Raw genomic sequence first — 22,545 nt, 5'->3', positions numbered from 1 at the left:
CCCATTTTTATAATAAATAACTTTCTAAAGCTTCACGAACTGACTCAGAAATGGGTACAGTCTTACGCGTTTCGCGATCAACAAACACATGCACAAAATGTCCTTGAGCTGAGGCTTGATCTTGACCTTGCTTAAAGATTGCCAATTCATAACGTAGGGAAGTCGTACCGATTTTACCAATCGCAACACCTACTTGAATAATTTCTGGAAATGATAACTCTTGAAAAAAGCTACACGCTGAATCAACGACTAAGCCAATTGATTTTGCTTCATGAATATCAAAACCTGTTTTTTGAATGAGCAAAGCATTGGCTGCTGTATCAAAGTAGCTATAGTAAGTCACGTTATTCACATGACCATAAATATCGTTATCTGCCCAACGCGTTTGAATATCTAAAAAGAACTTAAATTGATCTCGGGTTTTTAAAACTGGTTTAGTCATTAATGAATCGCCTGATAAATTGCTAAAGCAGCGGCTTCTGTCATGTCACGTGGGTTATTTTGTAGTAAGCGAGTTTGCAGCATGGCATCTTGAGCAAGTCTAGGTAAGCTCGACTCATTAATACCCAAGTCTCTAAGTTTTAAGGTCAAGCCACTACGGTCTAAGTGGTTCTGCATATGGTCAATAAACAGATCACACAAGCCATCTGTGCTGCCATTACTATATGGATCAAGCCATTGCATAAGCTCTGCATAGTATTTTTTTGCATTTGGTGCATTAAACTTTAATACTTCAACCAACACTAAGGCATTGGTATGCCCATGCGATAAATGAAAATGACCGCCCAATGGGTAAGCTAAAGCATGTACAGCGGCAACAGGCGAGTTTGCAAACGCTTGACCTGCGAGCATTGAGCCGAACAGCATGTTTTGACGTGCTTCTAAATCATTACCATCTTTAAGAACTTTCGGTAAGTTATGGTTTAGTAACTTCAAAGCATTTTTAGCTAAAATATCGGTGTATATATTCTTCTTGTGTTTAGAGGTATATGCCTCAATGGCATGCACCATCGCATCAATACCTGTTGCAGCAGTAATATGCGCCGGCAAGTTTTGAGTAAAGGTAGCATCAAGAATTGCAGTGTCGGCGTACAGTACTGGAGAGACAATCCCCATTTTTGTCGTTTCACCCGTGGTGACAATGGAGATAGGTGTTACTTCCGAACCCGTACCGGCTGTCGTTGGAATTAAAATAAGCGGAAGGCGAGCTGTGGTGACTTGGTTTACGCCATACATGTCTTGCAAACTTTGAGTCTGGTCAGAGTGAGCGAGTAAAGCAATAACTTTTGCAACATCTAAAGAACTGCCACCACCAAAACCAATAATAGCATCTACATTTTGCTGTTTCGCATAATTGGCTGCATCTAATACGACTTGTTCTGGTGGGTCAGCTTGCACATCAGCATAAATGTCATATTCAATATTGAGTGTATCTAAAATTTGAAGAATGGGTAGATGTAACTGATTTTTGATCATTCCTGCATCGGTGACCAGTAATAACTTGCGGTAAGCTTTTGATGACAAAGCATTTTGTAATTCTTGTATAGAGCCTAAGCCAGAGATGATGTTTGGAACGGTTTGAAATTGAAAATGGCTCATATACGTTATTTCCTTATTCTTGAAAATTATTGTTGAACGGTTCTATAAGATTCAATCTTTAAATAACTTAGCATAAGACACTTTAAAATAAAGTAGTTCTGGGGCAATTATGTTGAGTGTTGTATAAGATGAGCACTGTTTTTATGTGCTCGAAATCGGATATTCAGGCGATGCACAAGTTATTTAAGAAGCCATTGAACGGTGGGCTTTTTGTTATTTATAGGGCTCTATAGATTTTCTGGCTAGCTTCTAATTTATATAATGTCTTAACAATTTATAATTTTATTCGGTTCTAAAAAATGAAAATTTCTAAAACTTTACTTAGTGTTATTGGATGCACTTGCTTCATGCTTAGCTCCGCAGCGATGGCAAAAACCAACTCTGGCGTATATTCACCTCAAAAGGGTGTCATTTGTGACAAATACATTTGCGCAGACAAAAAGGGCATCTCTAAAAAACTTACAGCTAAATACTTAGGCACTTATAAAGCGAATAAAGCATTCTCTCAAGGCGATTTTGATACTTCAGCATTTACACTTTCAAATGGTGTGTTCTGTGATACCAAAACAAAACTATGTCATGTAGACCGATATTTCGAGAACGGTCATCGTAGCAAAATTGATAGAAATTTGACTGATAAGTTATTTAAAAATAAATGATTTTTCTGTATTAAATAAGGTTTGTCTAAAACGATCAATAACTTAAAAGACAAAAATTTTGTGTTTTAAGAAAAAATTATGCTATGTTTAATTACGCTTTAATGATGAGCAAGTTTAACTCATGAACTGTTTACTAAAAAAAATCAATACCACCACCACGACCTTTAAAAAAGGCTGCGTGTGATTTTTTTATTAGAGCGACTTAATAAGATACCCCAACCCAGCCAATAATGGCTGGGTTTATTTTTCTCTGCTCATTATTGGTTTTTACAGAGAAAGATTGTGGACTTAAGTAATAACTCAAAATCAGCTTTACTCGTCATTGATATGCAAAATGGTCTATTCAGAGCAAAGTCGACGCCATATAACCATCAACTCATACTTTCAAATATTCTCAAGCTGATTGAACATCATCGCTCGAATAGCAAGCAAATTATTTTTGTCCGTCATGTTGGCGAGAAAGATACGCCCTTAGATTCAAATAGCCCAAATACTCAGTTGATCGCAGATTTATCTCTTAATTCAGATAAAGATATTGTCATTGAGAAAAGATACCCGAGTAGCTTCAAGAATACTGACTTAAAAGAAGTTTTAGAGAAACTTGGTATTGATGAAATCATAGTGACTGGGATGAAAACGGAATATTGTATAGATACGACTATTAGAGCTGCTTCAGAGTTTGGATATAAAGTAACTTTAATCTCGGATGCTCATACAACATCTGATTCTATAACTTTAGATGCACAGCACATAATTGATCATCACAACCAAGTTTTTAGTAATGCTTTTGCCAATGTAAAAACTACTGAAGAGTTTCTGTATTAAATAATGACTATTAGCGATTGGTAGGGTTTTAATTGTTAAGTATTTCTGTAAAATTGAGATGTTGCCTTAAACAACAATAAACCTTAATGATCAGCGCAAAGTCATAAGGGGAAGCCTACTTGAAAGAGTAGGCTTTTTTATTTTATCTGTAAAAGTCTTTCGATGAAGTTTTAACATAAGAAAAAGCAAGATATACAATTTATTTCTTATTGACGCGATGAGTTAGTTTCAATTCCAGATTATTAAGATCTATGACTTGATTAGATGAATCAACAAGTTTTAATTTGAGTTCATCATCTGAATTTTTCTTAAAAACTTTAACAACATCCCGATCTGCTTCAATAAAATTACCACCAGACTCAAGCATAGCAAGCAAAACAATATTTAGGCTTTTACCTTTTTTGGTAAGTAAGTATTCTTTGCGTTTTCGTACACCTACTTCTTTATAAATTGATAACTCAAATATTTCTAATTCAATAAGATGTTTGAGGCGATTAGATAAAATTTGTTTTGATATTCCTGTATTTACTAAAAAATCATTAAATTTTGTTACCCCATAGAAAGCTTCTCTTAACAAGAGGATTGTCCATCTGTCATTCAATATTTCAGTAATTTTAAAGATTCCACATACATCTACGGGAAATTTATGGTCTGGAATAATTTGATTTGACATTAGAGAAAGCTCCAATTAGGATGGGTCTATAATTTAGACCTAGTATTAATTCAGGTAGCATTATGCCATTTATAAATATACAAACTATAGAAGGTTTACTCGATAAAGACAGTAAGGCTGAACTTTTTAAACGGATAACAGACTTATTTGTAGAAATAGAGGGTAAGGGTAATCCGGCTTTTCGAGAGCATGTTTGGATAAGAATTGATGAATATCCACCTGAACAGTGGCAATTAGGCAGCTTAAGGCCAACAAAGGAAATGATTGAGCTAATGACTGCATCTAAGTGTTTTATTTAAAGCCCTATGAGTAGGGCTTTTATAATTGAGCATAGTTTTGCTTAAAATATGTTTGGCATATCTAATGAAAATAAAAATACAAATTTAGCTACTTTGTCGGCTGATTTATCAACTTTTAATCTATTGATAAACATTATTTTCCTTTTCAAGCCATCTGAGTTTTGACAAAATGCAACTTGTCACAATGGTCAACTCAAACCTGACAACAATTGATAGTTTAGTCAGGGTTTTGCAAGATTTTACGTGCAAAATACTTATTCATATGTAATTCAAGTGGTTGGAATAAATTTCTAATGGAAACGCAGTATAAGGTGTTATGTGTCTGTTTAGGAAATATCTGCCGTTCTCCCACGGCTGAAGTTGTTTTCAGACATTATTGTGATAAACATCAACTTAATGTGATTGTCGATTCAGCTGGAACGAGCAATTATCATCCAAATAAAGCACCAGATCAGCGTAGCCAACTGCATGCGAAGAAAAGAGGCTATGACTTATCATCTTTACGTGCCAGACAACTTTCAACTCAAGACTTTTTAGATTTTGATTTGATTTTGGCAATGGATCATCAGAACTTTGAAGATATTCATGATTTGCTACAAAGCGCTATCTTTCAATTTGGTAGCCATCAAATTCGAGCAAAAGTAGCATTAATGAGTGAACATGATCCTCAATATCCAAAACAAGCTTTGCCTGATCCTTACTATGGCGGCGATGATGGCTTTGAGCGCGTACTTGATCAATGTGAATCAAGTACTCTGGCATGGATTAATGTCTTAAAAAAACAATTGAATGTTTAAGAATAGGTTTATCAATACAATGCAAATTCAAAATCAAGTACAGCTTAAACCATTCAATACTTTAAGTTTAGATGTAACAGCTTCTCATTATACTAAGATCACGTCTGTTGAAGACATTAAAGAAGCTTTAGATTTTGCTAAAGCGCATGAGCTAAATGTACTTGTATTATCTGGCGGTAGTAATATGTTGCTACCGCAGCAAATTAATGCGTTAGTCATTCATCTTGATATTCAGGGTATAGAAGTTTTATCTGAAGATCAGGATTTTGTTCGTGTCAAAGTAGGTGCAGGGCAAGTGTGGCACGATTTTGTTTTATATAGCACACAGCAAAACTGGTTTGGCTTGCAAAATTTAGCCCTTATTCCGGGCCTAGTCGGTGCTTCACCTGTACAGAACATTGGTGCTTATGGTGTTGAGGTTGGAGAGTTTATTGAGTCAGTACAAGTCTATGACCGTAAATCTAAAGAGACCCAATCAATTTTGGCGGCTGATTGTCATTTTTCTTATAGACATAGTATTTTTAAAGATGATCCGACGCGTTATATCATTACGCATGTTACCTTTAAATTACTCAAACAAGCTCATTTGAAGCTGAATTATGGTGATTTAAAGCAAGCGGTTGGAGACAACCTAACTGCCGAGAATTTACAAAATCAGGTTATCCATATTCGCCAAAGTAAATTACCCGATCCTAAAGAATATCCAAATGTAGGAAGTTTCTTTAAAAATCCGATTGTAAGTGCTCAAGAATTTGAACGCTTAATCACACAATTTTCAACAATTCCACATTATCCTCAAGCCGATGGCAACGTTAAAATTGCAGCGGGCTGGTTAATTGATCAAGCAGGTTGGAAAGGTAAACAACTTGGTGTAGTGGGGATGTTTCACAAACAAGCGTTGGTTTTGGTGAATTATGCCAATGCATCTCTTGCTGATGTAAAGAAAACTTATCAAGCTGTACAACATGATGTTGATCAGCGGTTCCATGTTATGTTAGAACCAGAGCCTGTGCTTTATAACAGTTTAGGTTTAATTGAAAATCATACGGAATAGGTCTATGCCAAAAGTACACTTGATGGTACGTTTTGTACAAGTAGTTACTGTGTTATTTGTACTATTAGGCTGTTTCGTGGTTTTTTTATATTCGCCATTTTACTCAAAACTTATTGTAGCTGGACTTAACTATTTTGTTCCGGTAGATGTGAATGAAGTGGCAGCGGAAAGCCAGCGACAAGCTGCATTAAGTGAACACGATAACTTAGAGCCAGGTTCAAACTTATGGATTGCACGTCAAGCTTATTTAAAGCTGACCGAAGATGCGATACGTGAAAAAAAGACAGCAGACTTGGGCTACATCCAAGAAAACTATAAAGCTTTGCAGCAAATTATTCTTTTAGAAGAAAAAGAACAAGAGCAGGAAGAAGAGGACGACACCTCAGCTGTAAGTGTACCTCTAGTTGCTAAAAACTCAGAAATTGATGCTGCTGATGAAGCAAGTAGTCCTATTGATGAGGCACTTTTTATTAATAGTTCTGAAAACAAAGCGCTTACCGAACAATATACTGAGTTTTTAGCCAGAAAACCTGTCGTACCTGAACATCAGAAAGCGGTAAGTGAGCCTGAGCAGAAAGTTGAATATGTCCGTAAAAATCCGTTACCGACTCAACCTAAAAAGTTATCAGAACCCTACGCTATTGTGGTGTTAGGTGGTGGTTTAACTTTAGATAAAAATGGTAAAGATATTGTAGTTAACAGCTATACACGATTAAGACTGGAAAAAACGCTAGAAGTTGAAAAGCAAAACCATTTACCCATTGTATTAAGTGGTGTTGAAGCTCCTTATATGCAGGCTTGGTTGAAAGAACGTGGCGTTGATGCAAAATTATTAGAACAAAGAAGTATGAATACTTGTGAGAATACTCGCTTTAGTTCATTGCTGCTTCAAAAAAAAGGTGGTGCACCTACGGTGATGTTAGTCACAGATGAATATCATATGCCGCGTACGCGCCGTCTATTTGCTTTGAATGGCATCGAAACGATTCCAGTGATTGCCCCAATGCCAACAGTACTTACACGTTGGCAACCAAGTACACAAAACTACGATCATAGTCGTCGTGCAAATTATGAATTACTTGCGACAATTCGTGACATGTTATTTGGTTCAAGTGATTGTCGAGAGGTGCCTTAATGTCTGAGATTCCATTTCTCAATCCTGCCGTATTAAAACAATTAGATTTACCGGTGCCTAACCGTGATCTCACTCCGCAAGTTTTAAGTCCACTTAATTTAAATACATTAGAAGAACCTTCTCGTGAACTTTTAGCATACCGAAAATTATATGGTTTGCATTTGCTCGACTGTGACCATTGGCAAGGCTATGTTCAAATGCCTCTATTTCGTCTACATGTCCAAGTTTTTAAGCCTAAAGTAGATAAAGTACAGGGAACTGTATGTTTGTTACATGGTTATCTTGAGCATAGCGGGATATATCAACCCATCATTCGTGAAATACTTGAACAAGGCTTTAGTGTCATTACCTATGATTTACCTGGTCATGGTTTGAGCAATGGTTCACCAGCAAGTATTCAAAATTTTGATCATTATCAGCAAGTTCTAATGGCTGTTTATCGGTATGTTAAACATGCAGATCAATTACCTAAACCTTGGGTAGGTATAGGCCAAAGTACAGGTGGGGCAATTTGGATGCATCACTTGCTTGAATATGCCGAAAAAAGACAAGACCCAATTGTTGATAGAGTTTTATTGCTTTCTCCATTAATTCGACCTGCTAAAACTGCATGGTGGCATAATCCAGTAGGACTCGGCATTATTCGCCGCATAAAGCGTCAGGTTCCTAGACACTTTCGACGCAATAACCATAACCCTGAATTTTTAAGATTTATCCGTTTAAAAGATCCGTTACAGCCACGCATGATGGGTATGGACTGGATTTTGGCAATGTCAAAATGGATGCAGGAAATGGAAGAACGACCAGCTTGCCGTATTCCTGTCTGGTTGGCTCAAGGAGCGTTAGATCAAACGGTAGACTGGCGTTATAACATTGAGTTTATTCGCCGTAAATTTAGACTTCAAACATTATTAATGCTTGAAGAGGGGTCTCACCAATTAATTAATGAACGTGCAGATATTCGTGCGGCTTTAACTGGTTTGATTCCAGCCTTTTTACATGCTAAGCCGAAACATTTTTATTATTAAAAGATTAATGCACTCACTCTAGTCAATAGATTGAGTGCATCAGTTAATTAAATCAGATGATTATTTTAAGCTTTGATAAAGTTCTACGAAATTTTTATATACTGAAGATTGCTTTTGCGGTGAATACATATTTCGCTCAATAATACCTTTATCAGTTTTAACTAATACATTAATATTTTTCGCGTTTTTAAATTCCTGTAAGAATTGACTTGGAATAATAAAGTATGTCGTCGAGTGCTTAGGAACAAGGCGACTGACATTTGTTTTCTCAGTAGCTTGAGCTGGTTTATAACTGAATTGTTTCCCATCAATATCAAATACTAATGAATTAATATCATAGAAGTTATAACTACTACTTAAATGTACATCTACACGGACTTGGTTTTTCTGTTGCTCATTCCATTTAACGAGTAAGCTTGGACAAAGTTCTGTAGGTAAGCAATTAAGCTGACCCGCTGTCTTTACCTCAGATGTTGTTGTCGTGGTATTAGACTTATACGAAGTCGTACTACAAGCTGCTGTAAGTAAACAAGTACCTAATAAAAATAGGGCTTTTTTCATAATGTAATTCCAAGAAAGCACGTTTAATATTATTTATCTTAGAGATGATAAATTTTACCCTTCATTAAAGAGTTTTGGGGCTTAAAAAAGTAAATGGTTTTGCAATTTTAAAGTCAGAAGTCGCATCTCCAGCATAGATATGGCTTTGCTCGGGACCGAGATCCAGTCTACGCGTTTTACCATCTTTAAAATTTATTTTCTTCAAGTCGACCCAAAATACATTTGGTGATAAGGCTGATTCAAAAAAATAAAGCATCTGTTTATGGTCTGCAACAGTTCTCCAGCGAGTCGATGAAATATTAGGCTCTTCTTGTGTATTTAATCCATATGGAACAGAGGCATTCCGAATAACACTAAATACAGAAGCCTGAGCTTGTTTCATATCATCAGTTTTTGGAATTGCATTAATATAAAATGATGCTCGTGCAAAACGGTCAGAAGCACGGTTAGTACCCGGAAGCATAACGGTACCGCCGATTTGTTTCCAATATTCAGCAAGTGCGAGCTGTTTATCAAATGTAGGGGAATTAGTCATAATTTGATAACTTCGGCTGTGATGAATCACTTGTTTTCCGCCAATATATTCAATGATTGCACTATCGCCTGTTTTATCGGAAATAGATAAATGGAGTGTTGTGAGCCTTGATTCGCCCGGAACGCTATCTGTCACGATTGTATAGGGCTCTTTCTCTAGAGCTTTAACGGCTTCGTCAACGGTTGCAAAATTATCGAGTACATACTGTGCCCAAGCTGCGATGCTTAATAATGGTTTATTAGATTTTTTTACATCTGGATATTGGGATTCGACTAACCATAAGACATTAGCGACCAAACCAGCCTCATTCATTCCATCGGTTGTAGCAACTTCATAACCTGTAGCAATAACGCTGCCATATTTAGACGTCCATTTTATTGAATTTGGTCCTGCACTCCCATCACGAGCAACACCACTCGGCAAAATCCATAAATTCGTGCCTGTATCAACCTTCCAGTCCATTGAGCGGGCTGTAATAACATGTTGGTCATTGCCTAAATATACCGCACGTGTACAAGCGGCTGCATAGCTACTTAAACCAACAGCAAGAGCAATAAAAGCGGGAATGAATGTTTTTTTTAACATGAGTGAACACCTTCTTGTTATAACAATTTGAGGATATTTATTTAATAAAATTAAAGTGTGTATATTATTTATACTTTTATAGTAGGTGAAAAATATAGCAAAGACAAATTAATAACAGAATTTTATTTAAATAAAAATCACATAATAAGTTAGAAAATAGAAGGGCATCACAATAAAGATGATGCCCAAATAATCAATCTAATTTAAATTAAAAATGATTGGCATCGGCCATATTCCACATACGGTAATAGAAATTATCATCATCATTTTTTAGTTCAGATTGTAAAAGTTCTCCTTCTTTCAAGAAGAAATGCAATTGAGCATAGTTCTTGATTTCACGGTCATTTACACGCTGAGCCAAATGATGAGCTTTAATATCTGAAGGATGGCGTAAACCAGCAGCAGCAATCATTTCTGATAAAGCATGCAATGTATTTTTATGGAAATTAAATACGCGCTCTGCTTTAGTAGGTACATGTAGTGCTTTTTGACGGTCTTTATCTTGAGTTGCTACACCCACAGGACATTGGTTGGTATGACAACTTTGTGCTTGAATACAACCTACCGCAAACATAAAACCACGTGCTGAGTTAACCCAATCTGCACCTAATGCAAAAGTACTGGCAATATCAAATGCGCTAATAATTTTACCACTTGCACCAATTTTAACTTGGTCTCTTAGTCCAGCACCTACAAGCGTGTTATGTACAAAACGTAAGCCTTCACGTAATGGGGTGCCAATATAGTCACTAAACTCAATTGGTGCTGCACCAGTACCACCTTCAGAGCCATCTACCACAATAAAATCTGGAACGATTTTTGTTTCCAGCATTGCTTTTACAATGCTCATAAATTGCCATGGTTGGCCAATACACAGTTTAAAACCAACTGGTTTACCACCAGATAATGTGCGCAGCTTTTGTAAGAAATGCATCATTTCAATTGGTGTTGAAAAACTAGAGTGTTTTGCGGGTGAAATACAGTCGTGGTCACGTGAAACGCCACGAATTTCGGCAATTTCAGCAGTAATTTTATGTTTAGGTAAAATACCGCCATGACCAGGTTTAGCACCTTGTGAAAGTTTCAACTCAATCATTTTAATTTGTGGCAATTGAGACTGTTTAGCAAACTTTTGTTCGTCAAATTTCCCATCTAAAGTTCGACAACCAAAATAACCACTGGCAATTTGCCAAACAATATCACCGCCATTTTCTAAATGATAAGGGCTGAGACTACCTTCACCAGTGTCGTGATAGAAACCACCTAATTGCGCTCCTTTGTTCAATGCACGTATTGCATTCGCACTTAAACTACCAAAGCTCATGGCAGAAATATTCATAATGGATGCACTATAGGGTTGAAGGCATTGTGCATTACCAATTTGAATACGAAAACTCTTAGGATCTGCCGGTGGGCATGGACTAATTGAGTGCACAATAAAACGATAATCTTGTTGGTATACATCAATGATTGAGCCAAAAGGTTTATCCGCATTTTCATTTTTAGCGCGTTGATAAACTAAGCTTCTTTGCATACGCGAGAAAGGTAGGGCATCTTGATCGGCTTCAATAAAGTATTGGCGAATTTCAGGACGTATATCTTCAAATAAAAAACGGAAATGGCCCATAATTGGGTAATTTCTTAAGATAGAGTGTCTATTTTGTAAGACGTCATATAAACCCAATAGGCTCAATGCACTAGTGACTACCCATAAACCATTGAGTAGTGTGTCTGAAATAAAATAATAGATACTATGAGGGGTATATACGGTTCTAAACCACGTGATACTGAGTGCGGTAAAAATACACAAGAACCAGAGAGAATGGCGTGAAAAGAATGTATTGAGAAATTTATGTCGAATGATTTGTGCCGGACTCGCCATATGTGAACAAATTCCTAATGTTTTACTGGCACATACCTTGCCAAGAAGCAGCTCAAACTACAAGTAGGAAATTGTTAGTTGTAAAAAAGTATAGAACGATATTAAACGAATATATTTAGAAAGTGACAATGATATTTTGCTTGTTATGACCAGACATTCAGCAAATATAATATTGAGTAGATTATAGAAATGATTAAATTTTATAATTAGGATATAGATTATAAACTTCATAGCTAAAGTTATTATTTGGACTATAGCGTTGACTAAAGTTAATATTATTTGGAAAAGTTGATTAAAACTAGTTTTTCATCATATAAATTTATCCTTTATTTTAAGTATATTTTTATATTTTATAGTATTGCTCAAATTCAAAAAAAGATTTGCATATCACTTGATCAAAAAGCTAGCTTTTAAACTGATCATCTTGTGCTTTTTTAAACGGTTTTTGATAGTATTTGTCAATTGAAAGTGTATTTTCAATAGATTTTATTACAACTATATAGCATTTTAAAAAAATTAAGTAAGGATTTGAAATGAGCTGGAAATTATTAACATTTTCTGTTTTTTTTACTGATATTTTTTTGTTGTTTTTAATGTTTTATCTTGGCTATGATTTTGAAACTTTTAGGAAAGTGGCTTTAGTTGAAACCTTACTTGTTGCGGCTGCCATCATATTTGATGCAATGGAACAGAAAAAGAAACCTATTTTCCCAGGTTGTATCGTTTACCCCTTGTTAGGCATTTTATTTATTTTAGGCTTTACACCTATTCTTGATTTTTTCGCAGAACGTCCTAAAGGGTTCCATACTTGGGATGTCAAGAATATGTGGATGGTTAATGTGAGTGACGGAAATTATCAATTAGATCGGCTTGCTTGGTATGGCAAAGCATATGTTCAACTGGGCTTTGCGATGGTAGGTGGAATTTTAGGTTTCATTTTTCATTTAGTCTTTAGAAATACTTAAGCGACATATTTTTCTTCTTTGCTGAAGGTAAGTCACTCTTACTATATAAAATTTAAGAAAAACAGTTCAATTTAAAGCTAACCACTTAGAATTCTTATTCATAGAATATTACTTTCTTATTCATTTAAAATATATAGAACAAACAAAAGCTTAAATTTTGTTCTTCTAGAGGAAGCGAAATTTTAATAAATGATAAACTATAAAAAATGATGGTAAAATTTAACTAATGAAATTTTATCATTTTTTATTAAATCTAATAAAAAAGTGATTAAAATTACCGGAAATTTCTATAAAAAGTGGTATAGACCATATAAAAACACATAATTGAGAAATCCATCGAATTTTGAATTGTTAATAGATATTTAAAATGAAATTAATATCAGTATTTTTGTTGTTTTTTTGTATGATGCGCGGACAGTAGAGTAAAAAAATGACGCTTTGAAAAAACAGTCGAAAAAGCTAGTGATTGGATTGGGGAAGGCTAGTTTTTACATCTATTAATTCTTATTGGCGTAATGTAAAAAGGTTTTCAATCATGAAAAAATCTCTCATCGGTTTATCAGCAATTGCTATGGGTTTAATGTCTATCAATGCCGCAAATGCTGCAACGGCTACTGGTACATTAACTGTTAAGGCTACAATTACAAATAGTTGTGTACTCAATACTTCAGCTACAGGTACAACTGCTAATGCAGTTTTAGATTTTGGTACTTTAAGTTCTCTTGCTAGCAACGTAGATGCAGATACGACTACTACAGGTGGTACTGCAATTAAAGTTCTATGTAACAACACTGTGCCATGGACTTTGGCTTTTGATGCAGGAAAAAATGCTCAAACTACTCAACGCCGTATGATTGGCGGTGCAACAAGTAACGAATATATCCCTTATAACCTTTTCTCTGACACTAACCGTGCAACAGCAATCGGTATTTCAACAACAGCATACAGCGGGACAGGTACGGGTGCGGTACAAACAGTGAATGTATACGGTCGTATTCCTGCTGGCTCGGTTTTACCGAGTGCAGGTAGTTATGTTGACACAGTAACTGTGACTGTAACTTATTAATTTAAAAATAAGTTCAATTCGCTGTTGTCGCTAGCTCTTGTTTGAAAGAGCTAGCTTAATTTGAGAAAAGTTGTTCTGGGCAAGTTATGAGAAAAAATATCTTTGTTGTTACAAGTTTATTATTATTTTTGCCTAGTATGCTAAATGCTGCCTCAATACGTCTTTCTCCCGTAAATGTGGAAATATTGAGTGATCAAACAGCATCCTCAATTAGTTTATATAATCAGTCAAATGAAAGTGCTGATTTACAAGTACGTATATTTGAATGGACTCAAAATGCCGGGCAAGATCAATTAATACCTACAGATGATATTGCAATTAGCCCGCCTTTTTTAAAATTACAACCGAATGATTCTTATAATTTACGGGTAGTGAGAATTAAGCCAGAGCCTATTTCTGGTGAAAAAACCTATCGTATTATTATTGATGAATTACCAAAGCCTGTTGATAGCCGCAAAGCGTCTCAAGGTGTAAATGTATTGCTTCGCTCATCATTGCCTGTGTTTGTAGTCAATAAAGATGCAATTACGAAACTGAATTGGTTTATACAACAAGAACAAGATAATGCTTACCTTACGATAAGTAATGTTGGCAATCGCCATGCACTTTTAAATAATTTAATACTTGTCGATACGACTGAAAATAAAAGTTATCCGATTAAAGTAAATACCGTAAATGGTTATATTCTTTCCGGAAAATCAAGAAACTATAACATTAGCCCAGATTTTAAATTCCAAGCTAGTCATAAATATAATATTTCACTGAATATTAACGGTAAGCAAGCATCTCTATAAAGAGGCACATATGAAATATCTCGTAAGTGCTTTATGTGTTATGTACTTGCCGGTTTATGCTTTTGCTGAATCATTGCAAGATAGCACCAATGCCGCTTTACCAAGCATTCCTGAAGTTGCAAATTCTTCTTATCAGGGTTCTAGCTCTGATAAAGGATATGTACAGCTATTTTTAAATATTTCTGTTAACTCAAATACTTCTACGGACTTAATCTCGGTACGTCAGAATCAAGATAAAAAGTTATATGTTCGCGCTCGTGACTTAAAAGTTTTAAGGCTAAAAATGGATGAGCATGTCCCTGATAGCCAATGGGTGTGTATTAACGAACTTAAAGGAATTCAGTTTAAGTACTTAGAAAATGAGCAGTCTCTAAACTTACAAGTTCCGTCAAACATGTTAACGGACTACTCAGTTGACTTAACTGGTCAACAGACCACTAGCTCTAGTCTGCTAAAAATGAAACCCTTAAATGCGGCACTCCTGAATTACAGCCTGTATCACACCATAACCAATGATGAGAGTATTTTCTCAGGTTCGGCAGAAGGGATTTTTAACAGCGCGCTTGGTAATTTTTCATCAGGCGTTTTATACAACGGTAGTAATGAAAATAGCTATAGCCATGAAAAGTGGGTACGTCTGGAAAGTAAATGGCAATATGTAGACCCTGAAAAAGTCAGGATCTATACCCTAGGTGACTTTATTTCCAATAGCTCTGACTGGGGCAGTAGTGTACGTCTTGCCGGTTTGCAGTGGTCCAGTGCCTATACCCAGCGAGGGGATATTGTTACCTCGGCATTACCGCAGTTTTCTGGTTCGGCGGCACTGCCTTCAACACTTGATTTATACATTAACCAGCAAAAGATTTATTCAGGCCTTGTTCCTTCAGGCCCTTTTGATATTAAACAGCTCCCGTTTATTTCAGGAAATGAAGTCACGCTGGTGACCACCGATGCGACAGGTCAGCAAACTATTACTAAAAAGCCTTACTATTTTTCATCGAAGATTCTGGCAAAGGGCATCAATGAGTTTTCAGTAGATGTTGGGGTTCCGCGCTATAACTATGGGCTGTATTCAAACGATTATGATGATGCCACCTTTGCGTCGGGTGCGATTCGATACGGCTACAGCAACTCACTGACTTTAAGCGGTGGTGCAGAAGCTTCCACAGATGGTCTTTCCAACGTGGGAACAGGCTTTGCCAAGAATGTTTTTGGTGTTGGAGTGATTAATGCTGACATTGCAGCAAGCCAGTATAAGGATGAGAACGGCTATTCTGCCTTGCTTGGTTTAGAAGGGCGTATTAGCAAGAATATTTCGTTTAATACCAGTTACCGCAAAGTATTCGATAACTACTTTGACTTAGCCCGTGTGTCTCAAATTCGATATTTAAAAGAGAATCAGATTACTTCGGAGCCACAAAATTATTTGAGCTACAGTGCACTGGCGGATGAAGTATTTAGGGCAGGGATTAACTATAACTTTTATACAGGCTATAGCGTTTATGTCGGCTACAACCAAATTAAATATAGTGATAACTCGTATAAGTTGCTATCTGCTAACTTAAGCGGGAGTCTGAACAAGAACTGGGGCTTTTATAGTTCAGCTTATAAAGATTATGAAAACCATAAGGACTATGGCATTTACTTTGCGCTTCGCTATACACCATCTACCACAGTGAATGCGATTACAAGTTTCACTAATGACAGCGGTAAAACTACCTACAGACAAGAAATAAATGGATTTACCGATCCACAAATTGGTTCATTTGGATGGGGTGGATATGTTGAGCGAGATCAGGATGCACATAACAATAATGCATCGATCTATGGTTCTTACCGAGCACGAGCTGCGTACCTAACAGGTCGTTATAACCGAATTGGAGACAATGACCAAGTTGCACTTTCAGCGACAGGATCATTAGTTGCGGCAGCAGGACGCGTCTTTGCGGCCAATGAAATTGGAGATGGTTATGCTGTTGTCACCAATGCGGGACCGCAAAGCCAGATTATCAATGGTGGGGTAAATTTAGGAGAGACTGATAAGTCTGGAAGATTCTTAATCGCGAACTTAAGACCGTATCAATCCCATCATATCTATCTAGATCCATCTTATTTACCATTGGAATGGGATGTGACAACGACCAACCGAACAGCACTAGTGGGCTATCGCCAAGGTACTCTTGTTGACTTTGGTGCTCATCGAGTTGTTTCAGGATTGGTCAAAGTTGTTGATAAAAACAATTCACCATTATTACCGGGTTATAACGTTCGAATTAATGGGCAACAAGATGCTGTGGTGGGCTACGATGGTGAAGTATTCGTTCCCAACTTATTACAACAAAACAAACTTGAAGTAGATCTTCTCGATCATGGCACTTGTCAAATTAATTTCACTTATGAAAGTAAGCAATACAGTGCTAAAAAATTGGGGCCTTATGTATGTCAATAAGTGTTGTAAGTCATAGTTTCTGGATGGTCGCTAAAAAGTTTTCATCAGCAATAAAGTATAGTTTAGTTGCCTTATCTTTATTTGTATTTTATGCATTTTTTAGTTCGGCACATGCTGCCTGCACGGTAACTGGAACCACAAATAGTACTTATACTTATACAGCAGCAACGATTAATAGTGATGCAACTATTAATTTCTCGGGAACGATTAGTTGTATTGGTGGGAAGACTACCCCAGAAATATCACCCTATTTGTGCATGAAAACAGTATTTACGGGGGCTACTACCGCGAATAGTAGTGTGACGTTACCTTATACGGTTACGGCAACTGTAGGTGGGGCAGGTTCGACTACCACCAATCAAACGTCAAATGTTTGGTATGGACCCGTGAGAACAGTCGCTACAAACAATATTGTTAGCTACTCAGTTAATATAAAAGTACCAGCCCGATCGGGAACGTTAGTTGCCTATCCTAAAGGAACATATACGGGTACAGTTCAGCTTTATTGGGATATGCAAGCAAGCTCAAGCACTGTATGTGAAGGTAATAGTGGTGGTGGTTGGGACTCAGGTAATACGTCTATCACGGCTAACTATGTTGTACCGAGTTTTTGTCAGTTAGATTCCACATCAAATGTTGATTTTGGCAATATTGACGATGTGAGTACGACTAGTCGTGACTACACCGCTCAAGGTGCGATTAATGCAACTTGCAACAATGGAACACCTTATAGCATTTATTTGGGGGACGGCAATAATCGTATAAGCGGTGGATTTAGACGTATGACCAATGGAAGCAGTCAATACATTCCTTATCAGTTATACAAAGATTCTGCTTATAGTACAGTGTGGGATGCTACAGGAGGAATAACAACGGTGGGTGGTTCTGGAGGGGTAGCAAAGACAGGGTCTGGCACTAGTCAAATTTCAAATGTATATGGAAAAATTCCACAAGGGACTTCTATTTCAAGTACGCCTGGTAACTATTCAGATAGCATAGTTGTTACAGTGACTTATTAATTATTTGCCAACTCACTATTTACTTAATTAAGGAGGTGAGTTGGCAATTATCATAAGTTTTAGTTGGTTTTTAGAGAGCTTTGTTTTCGTATTAGCAATATAAACAGTGTGATTAATAAGCTAAAACCGAAGATGGGCAAACTAATTCCTAAAATAATAAGTGTAAGTGCCGTGATTATTTTTTGTTGGTTGCTTGCACGCTTCCATACTAATAAAGTTTGGCTAACAAAATGGCTAGTCGTAAGTTTTAAATTAGATGTTTTAAACCAAGCTTTATATGCATAAATAATCATGACGCATAGCCCAAGTGCATATAAAGCCAGTATAAGCTGATTGACCCAACCGAATAACACGCCAATATGAGCATCGACTCCCCAGCGTGTAAGCTTTGCAAATAATGAATAATCTTTGAAAGCTAATTTATCGATGACTTTTTGTTGATGTATATCAATAGCCACACTATCTGCTTGTGTTGGCCATCTGCGCTGTAGTTCAGTAACAGTCCAAGCCTGATTTGCATCAACTGGTGGTTTGATTTGTATTTGTGATGAATGAATTCCATTTGCTCTAGCAATTGCTAATGCAGAGTCGAATTCAGTTGGCATGATTTCTATATTCGAAGTTTCCATGACCATGCCATGATGTTCTTTATGCTCATCATGAGACATTTTTGGTAATAGCGCATTATTTAAAGTTGTGGCTAATGTTGGTGTTTGCCAATTTAACCATTGACGAGCAATACGGATATTATCACCGGCCCATTGGGACCATGTAAGACCCGTAATCGCAATGAACAATAAAAGTGGTAATAAGATCAAGCCAATAGAGCTATGCCACTTTAATAAATTATTTTTATTTGTTTGTCTGATTTTGAAGTTTTGACGACGTTTCCACCAACTGTATAGTCCAGTCAGAGTTAAAATGCCAAGCCAGCTTGCAGCAAGTTCACTATAAAAACGTCCCCATTTCCCTAATAATAAATTACTATGCAGTTGATCTAAGAAGGTACGAAATGGAAGTACTCCACTGGTCCCATATACTGAAAGTTGACCTTTTATAGAGAGTGTATAAGGGTCTACAAAAACAGCTTCATTATTTAAATGATGAGCCTTATCAGAAAAAATAACTCGTGTTGTTTGTGTGGAGCTTGGAGCTGGCCTAACTTCTGTAATTTGTGCAGATTCGGGCATCACTTTTTTTGCTACCTCAACCTGTTGGCTTAGTGGGTAGGTATCTTTATTATTTAAAGGCTGAACATACAATGTATCTTTATAGATTGATTGTTCTATCTGAGGAGTAATTGCATATAGAAGACCTGTAAATGCCGCAATGAATATAAATGGGGCAATAAAAATACCAGCATAAATATGCACAAGACGAAAAAGACTATGCCAAAAGCTAGGGGTATGAGGCATGTTGAGGAGTATCAAACAAACTTTGGTGTGAAGTATATCTACTTTATTCTTAAATTTTAAAATAATTAAGGAATGAGGGTGTTTTGTATATCTAAGCAATTGTAAGAAAGGCTTTTTTAAATAAATAGATTAGAAGATAGAAGTAGGCTATTTTGACTACATTGAATTAGTGTCGAAAAATATATTCATTTATGGTTATGGGGCAAACTTAAGCCTTTGTTTGGGTGAGTATGAGAAATAATTTATAGATGATTAAATTTCTATTAAATTCATAGTTTATAATTGCATTTTATATAATTAAATAATTTATATAGCTATGAAAATTCATCATTTGCGAAGTGCAACTTTTATTATTGAAACTGGCCCTTATTTTATTTTAATTGATCCGATGTTGGGTGATAAAGGTTCGCTTCCTGCTTTTTCATACATCCGCTTTAAGGCTGAAAAGAATCCTTTAGTCGATTTACCTTTGAATGCCCAAGAATTATTAAACAAAGTTACCCATTGTTTAATTACCCATAGCCAAACTTTTGGAATAAAAGCATTTCAACATACTGATCATTTAGACCAAAAGGGTGAGGACTTTCTTGTTCAAAAGCAAATTCCTGTTTATTCCTTTCAAAATGATGTGTCGTATTTATCTAAATATGGGATAAATGTTCAGGGTGGTGTTGATTACTGGGAAGAAATCGAGTTTTTGGGAGGAAGATTAGTTGCCATACCAGCGCGTCATGGTCATGGCTGGATTAGTAAATTGATGGCGAATGGTTGTGGGTTTTATTTAGAATTGCCAAATGAACCTTCTTTATATATTAGTGGTGATACCGTACTGACCAATGATGTTAAAAATGCCTTGCTTAACTTTCAGCCTGATATTGCTGTAGTTGCTGCAGGACAAGCGCAAATGGATGCAGGGCAACCAATTCTTATGTCGACAGAAGAAGTACGTGAATTTATAAAGCTTTCACCTAAACATGTGATTGCTAATCATCTTGAAGCCTTAAACCATTGTCCAGTAAAGCGGGAGGAGATAAAGCAAATTTCTATTGAAATGAATGCTATTCATCGTGTACAGATCCCTGAAGATGGACAAACACTTATTTATGAAAATTAAGACAAGATTTAATCAATATTTATTAAATGAAAATCTTGTATTTTCATATTTTCTATTATGAGTAGCGAATAACGCTATGAGTTTTTTATGTAAATGATAGAATTGCGACGGCCAGTAAGTAGTATCTATTTTGTCTAACTAATGAGCAGTCTACAAAATGTTTGAAATTAAATTTGTAGACTGTTGAACTACAAGTGAGGGTAAACGTAGATATACCTATGCAACCATTTAGAATTTCAGCCTATTGAAAATACAAAGGTTTATCACTTGCTCCCATCACTTACAATCCAAACCAGATTAGGTGGATTTTACTTTTTCTACTATTCCATTGTTGGCACATTTATGCCGTACTGGAATTTATATCTCCAAGACCAAGGGTTTAACTATCAGCAGATAGGTGTTTTATCATCTATTGCGATTGTGACACGATTTTTTGCGCCTTTAGTCTGGGGTTGGATCGCAGATAAATCTGGTAAAAGAATGCTTCTGGTGCGGCTCGCAACTTGGATGGAAGCTTGCATATGGTTGGCTATCTTTATAGTTCCTAATACCTTCCAATCTGTTGCTTTGCTCATGCTTATTTTTAGTTTTTTTCAAAATGCAATTTTAGCTCAGTTTGAAGGGGTAACCTTATTTTGGTTAGGTGACCAAAGAGCAAAACTGTATGGCAAAATTCGAAAATGGGGATCTGTTGGATTTATTGTAGGTGTATTTACCATAGGTGCAATTTTAGAAATTATTCCAATTTCTATGTTGCCTATTTTATTACTTGTTATTGCTTCACTTGCATTTATTTGGGCTTTTACGATTCGTGAACCCGAGGGAGCTCCCACTTCACAAAAGCATTTAGAGCCTTTATTACCCGTGTTGAAGCGTCCAGAAGTTGCTGCTTTTTTTACTATTGAATTTATTCTTCTTTTTTCACATGCACCTTTTTATAGTTTTTATAGCAATTTTTTAAAATCTTTAAATTACAGTACGACTGAAATTGGCTTTTTATGGGCAATGGGAGTGATGGCTGAAATTGTAATGTTTGCATTTGCTGCCACATTTTTTAAATATTTTTCTTGGCGAAGTCTTGTTGCCATATGTTTAGTTTTAACAAGTATACGCTGGTTATTGGTTGCCGTTTTTTCTCATTATTTTATAGGCCAGCTATTTGCACAGTGCTTACATGCTTTTAGTTTTGGCTTGTTTCACCTTATTGCAATGCGGCTTATTTTCCAAAACTTTTCAATAGGGCAACAAGGACGTGGTCAAGCTTTCTACAGTACCATGTGGGGGCTTGGAGTAGCGTTTGGAAGTATTTTGGCTGGACATTATTGGAAAATTCTTACTGGTGAACATATTTTTATGATCGCTGCTTTAGTCGTGCTTCTAGGGTTGTGCTTTGTATTTTGGCTCCCTAAAAAAATTGAAAAACCTGCTTCTTAATTGAGAACATTAATAAAATTGTTAGCTATAGGTAGTTAAAGATAAAAAGTGTTTGAAGAGAGGTATTGGTTCGTTACTGTTGAAAAATATTGTTTTTATATGGTTATGAAACAATGTTTTTCTAAAAAAATGTGCTAACTTAAACCCATGCGTTTAATGATTAATAAATCTATGAAAAATATTTATATTATGGGATTATTATTGGCTTTTTCTGGTTTTGCTATGGCTGAGACAGTGACTCAACAGCCAACAGAACAACCTGTTCGCACTGCAAGTAATCCTAACGCTATACGTATTGTTACTCGTCCTGAAATTATGGGCTTGTGGGGAATGGAGATTCCAAATAATAAGAAATGTGTAGAGTACTATAACTTCCGTAGTAGTAATGATGTGGTGATTAAAAGCGGTGAAGAATGGTCATATGGTATTTATGAATACCAACCATCGGACGACCCTAAAGAGCAGCTATCAGCCTTAGTGATGCAAATTAAATTTGATAATAATAAAGTTGATTGCTCTGGTCAGCAGCAAGATCAGACTGGGGATGTTTCCCAATATTTTGTGCAATGGAAAAATGACCATACCATCAATTTCTGTTCAACTGCTAAAGGTGAGCAATGTTTTGCAACACTACGTCGCATGTTGCCATAATTTGAA

General features: G+C 36.2%; 22 protein-coding genes. 15 read left to right on the top strand and 7 right to left on the bottom strand.

Annotated features, from left to right (window positions below; genetic code table 11):
- Positions 1–7 precede the first annotated feature (7 nt).
- Both ACG59Z_RS00430 and ACG59Z_RS00425 read right to left on the bottom strand, forming a co-directional pair.
- Positions 8–442: an acyl-CoA thioesterase gene (locus tag ACG59Z_RS00430; protein ID WP_400197346.1), complete on the bottom strand. Its 435-nt coding sequence runs from the start codon at positions 440–442 to the stop codon at positions 8–10.
- Positions 442–1,599 carry an iron-containing alcohol dehydrogenase gene (locus tag ACG59Z_RS00425; RefSeq protein WP_400197345.1) on the bottom strand — a complete coding sequence of 386 codons (1,158 nt, stop codon included), beginning with the start codon at positions 1,597–1,599 and terminating at the stop codon, positions 442–444. The genes ACG59Z_RS00430 and ACG59Z_RS00425 overlap by 1 nt, the downstream gene beginning before the upstream one ends.
- Positions 1,600–1,898: 299 nt before the next feature.
- On the opposite strand from ACG59Z_RS00425, the gene ACG59Z_RS00420 reads away from it, so the two are divergent.
- Both ACG59Z_RS00420 and ACG59Z_RS00415 read left to right on the top strand, forming a co-directional pair.
- On the top strand, positions 1,899–2,258 hold the full coding sequence (locus ACG59Z_RS00420; protein WP_400197344.1) for a YcgJ family protein: 360 nt from the start codon (positions 1,899–1,901) through the stop codon (positions 2,256–2,258).
- Between the two features lie 279 nt (positions 2,259–2,537).
- Positions 2,538–3,083, top strand: a complete 546-nt coding sequence (locus tag ACG59Z_RS00415; protein WP_400198008.1) for a cysteine hydrolase family protein — start codon at positions 2,538–2,540, stop codon at positions 3,081–3,083.
- Between the two features lie 199 nt (positions 3,084–3,282).
- Here ACG59Z_RS00415 and ACG59Z_RS00410 read toward each other — a convergent pair whose 3' ends face one another.
- Positions 3,283–3,756 carry a winged helix-turn-helix transcriptional regulator gene (locus ACG59Z_RS00410; RefSeq protein WP_400197343.1) on the bottom strand — a complete coding sequence of 158 codons (474 nt, stop codon included), beginning with the start codon at positions 3,754–3,756 and terminating at the stop codon, positions 3,283–3,285.
- A gap of 62 nt (positions 3,757–3,818) precedes the next feature.
- On the opposite strand from ACG59Z_RS00410, the gene ACG59Z_RS00405 reads away from it, so the two are divergent.
- From ACG59Z_RS00405 to ACG59Z_RS00385, 5 genes are all read left to right on the top strand, one after another.
- The gene (locus ACG59Z_RS00405) at positions 3,819–4,055 is read left to right on the top strand and encodes a 4-oxalocrotonate tautomerase family protein (protein WP_400197341.1); all 237 of its coding nucleotides are present in this window, start codon (positions 3,819–3,821) and stop codon (positions 4,053–4,055) included.
- Between the two features lie 293 nt (positions 4,056–4,348).
- Complete coding sequence (locus tag ACG59Z_RS00400) at positions 4,349–4,852, top strand: low molecular weight protein-tyrosine-phosphatase (protein WP_263613939.1); 504 nt, start codon at positions 4,349–4,351, stop codon at positions 4,850–4,852.
- Positions 4,853–4,871: 19 nt separating this feature from the next.
- Positions 4,872–5,906, top strand: coding sequence for a UDP-N-acetylmuramate dehydrogenase (gene murB / locus ACG59Z_RS00395; protein WP_400197339.1), 1,035 nt, complete (start codon positions 4,872–4,874; stop codon positions 5,904–5,906).
- 4 nt (positions 5,907–5,910) lie between these two features.
- Positions 5,911–7,041: a YdcF family protein gene (locus ACG59Z_RS00390; RefSeq protein ID WP_400197337.1), complete on the top strand. Its 1,131-nt coding sequence runs from the start codon at positions 5,911–5,913 to the stop codon at positions 7,039–7,041.
- On the top strand, positions 7,041–8,069 hold the full coding sequence (locus ACG59Z_RS00385) for an alpha/beta hydrolase (protein WP_263613936.1): 1,029 nt from the start codon (positions 7,041–7,043) through the stop codon (positions 8,067–8,069). Before ACG59Z_RS00390 ends, ACG59Z_RS00385 begins: the two co-directional genes overlap by 1 nt.
- A 60-nt stretch (positions 8,070–8,129) precedes the next feature.
- On the opposite strand, the gene ACG59Z_RS00380 is transcribed toward ACG59Z_RS00385, so the two are convergent.
- The 3 genes from ACG59Z_RS00380 to ACG59Z_RS00370 form a co-directional block, all read right to left on the bottom strand.
- Complete coding sequence (locus tag ACG59Z_RS00380; protein WP_081404935.1) at positions 8,130–8,633, bottom strand: hypothetical protein; 504 nt, start codon at positions 8,631–8,633, stop codon at positions 8,130–8,132.
- A 61-nt stretch (positions 8,634–8,694) separates the two neighbouring features.
- A complete protein-coding gene (locus ACG59Z_RS00375) occupies positions 8,695–9,750 on the bottom strand; it encodes a linear amide C-N hydrolase (protein WP_400197335.1) in 1,056 nt (351 codons plus the stop codon).
- 208 nt (positions 9,751–9,958) lie between these two features.
- Positions 9,959–11,632 carry an FMN-binding glutamate synthase family protein gene (locus tag ACG59Z_RS00370; RefSeq protein WP_274786156.1) on the bottom strand — a complete coding sequence of 558 codons (1,674 nt, stop codon included), beginning with the start codon at positions 11,630–11,632 and terminating at the stop codon, positions 9,959–9,961.
- Between the two features lie 533 nt (positions 11,633–12,165).
- Here ACG59Z_RS00370 and ACG59Z_RS00365 point away from each other — a divergent pair.
- The 5 genes from ACG59Z_RS00365 to ACG59Z_RS00345 all read left to right on the top strand — a co-directional run bounded on the left by ACG59Z_RS00365 (position 12,166) and on the right by ACG59Z_RS00345 (position 17,925).
- Positions 12,166–12,597: a hypothetical protein gene (locus tag ACG59Z_RS00365; RefSeq protein ID WP_400197333.1), complete on the top strand. Its 432-nt coding sequence runs from the start codon at positions 12,166–12,168 to the stop codon at positions 12,595–12,597.
- A gap of 535 nt (positions 12,598–13,132) precedes the next feature.
- Positions 13,133–13,663 (top strand): spore coat U domain-containing protein, encoded by a 531-nt coding sequence (locus ACG59Z_RS00360; protein ID WP_275290118.1) that lies wholly within the window; start codon positions 13,133–13,135, stop codon positions 13,661–13,663.
- 86 nt (positions 13,664–13,749) lie between these two features.
- Positions 13,750–14,457 carry a molecular chaperone gene (locus ACG59Z_RS00355; protein ID WP_400197331.1) on the top strand — a complete coding sequence of 236 codons (708 nt, stop codon included), beginning with the start codon at positions 13,750–13,752 and terminating at the stop codon, positions 14,455–14,457.
- Between the two features lie 40 nt (positions 14,458–14,497).
- A complete protein-coding gene (locus tag ACG59Z_RS00350; protein WP_400198007.1) occupies positions 14,498–16,906 on the top strand; it encodes a fimbria/pilus outer membrane usher protein in 2,409 nt (802 codons plus the stop codon).
- Complete coding sequence (locus tag ACG59Z_RS00345) at positions 16,897–17,925, top strand: spore coat U domain-containing protein (RefSeq protein ID WP_400197329.1); 1,029 nt, start codon at positions 16,897–16,899, stop codon at positions 17,923–17,925. The genes ACG59Z_RS00350 and ACG59Z_RS00345 overlap by 10 nt, the downstream gene beginning before the upstream one ends.
- Positions 17,926–17,984: 59 nt before the next feature.
- Here the strand turns inward: ACG59Z_RS00345 and ACG59Z_RS00340 are convergent, their stop codons facing one another.
- Complete coding sequence (locus ACG59Z_RS00340) at positions 17,985–19,340, bottom strand: PepSY-associated TM helix domain-containing protein (RefSeq protein ID WP_400197327.1); 1,356 nt, start codon at positions 19,338–19,340, stop codon at positions 17,985–17,987.
- Between the two features lie 316 nt (positions 19,341–19,656).
- On the opposite strand from ACG59Z_RS00340, the gene ACG59Z_RS00335 reads away from it, so the two are divergent.
- From ACG59Z_RS00335 to ACG59Z_RS00325, 3 genes are all read left to right on the top strand, one after another.
- Complete coding sequence (locus tag ACG59Z_RS00335) at positions 19,657–20,454, top strand: MBL fold metallo-hydrolase (protein WP_263613928.1); 798 nt, start codon at positions 19,657–19,659, stop codon at positions 20,452–20,454.
- Between the two features lie 267 nt (positions 20,455–20,721).
- Entirely contained in the window at positions 20,722–21,888 is a 1,167-nt protein-coding gene (locus tag ACG59Z_RS00330) for an MFS transporter (RefSeq protein WP_400197325.1), read from the top strand.
- A 147-nt stretch (positions 21,889–22,035) separates the two neighbouring features.
- Positions 22,036–22,539 carry a hypothetical protein gene (locus ACG59Z_RS00325; RefSeq protein ID WP_263613926.1) on the top strand — a complete coding sequence of 168 codons (504 nt, stop codon included), beginning with the start codon at positions 22,036–22,038 and terminating at the stop codon, positions 22,537–22,539.
- Positions 22,540–22,545 lie beyond the last annotated feature (6 nt).

The sequence above is a fragment of the Acinetobacter sp. ABJ_C1_1 genome (assembly GCF_044684115.1).
Lineage (GTDB): Bacteria > Pseudomonadota > Gammaproteobacteria > Pseudomonadales > Moraxellaceae > Acinetobacter > Acinetobacter nosocomialis_A.
Note: the sequence above shows the minus strand (reverse complement) of the source record. Positions and strands in the feature narration are given on the sequence as shown.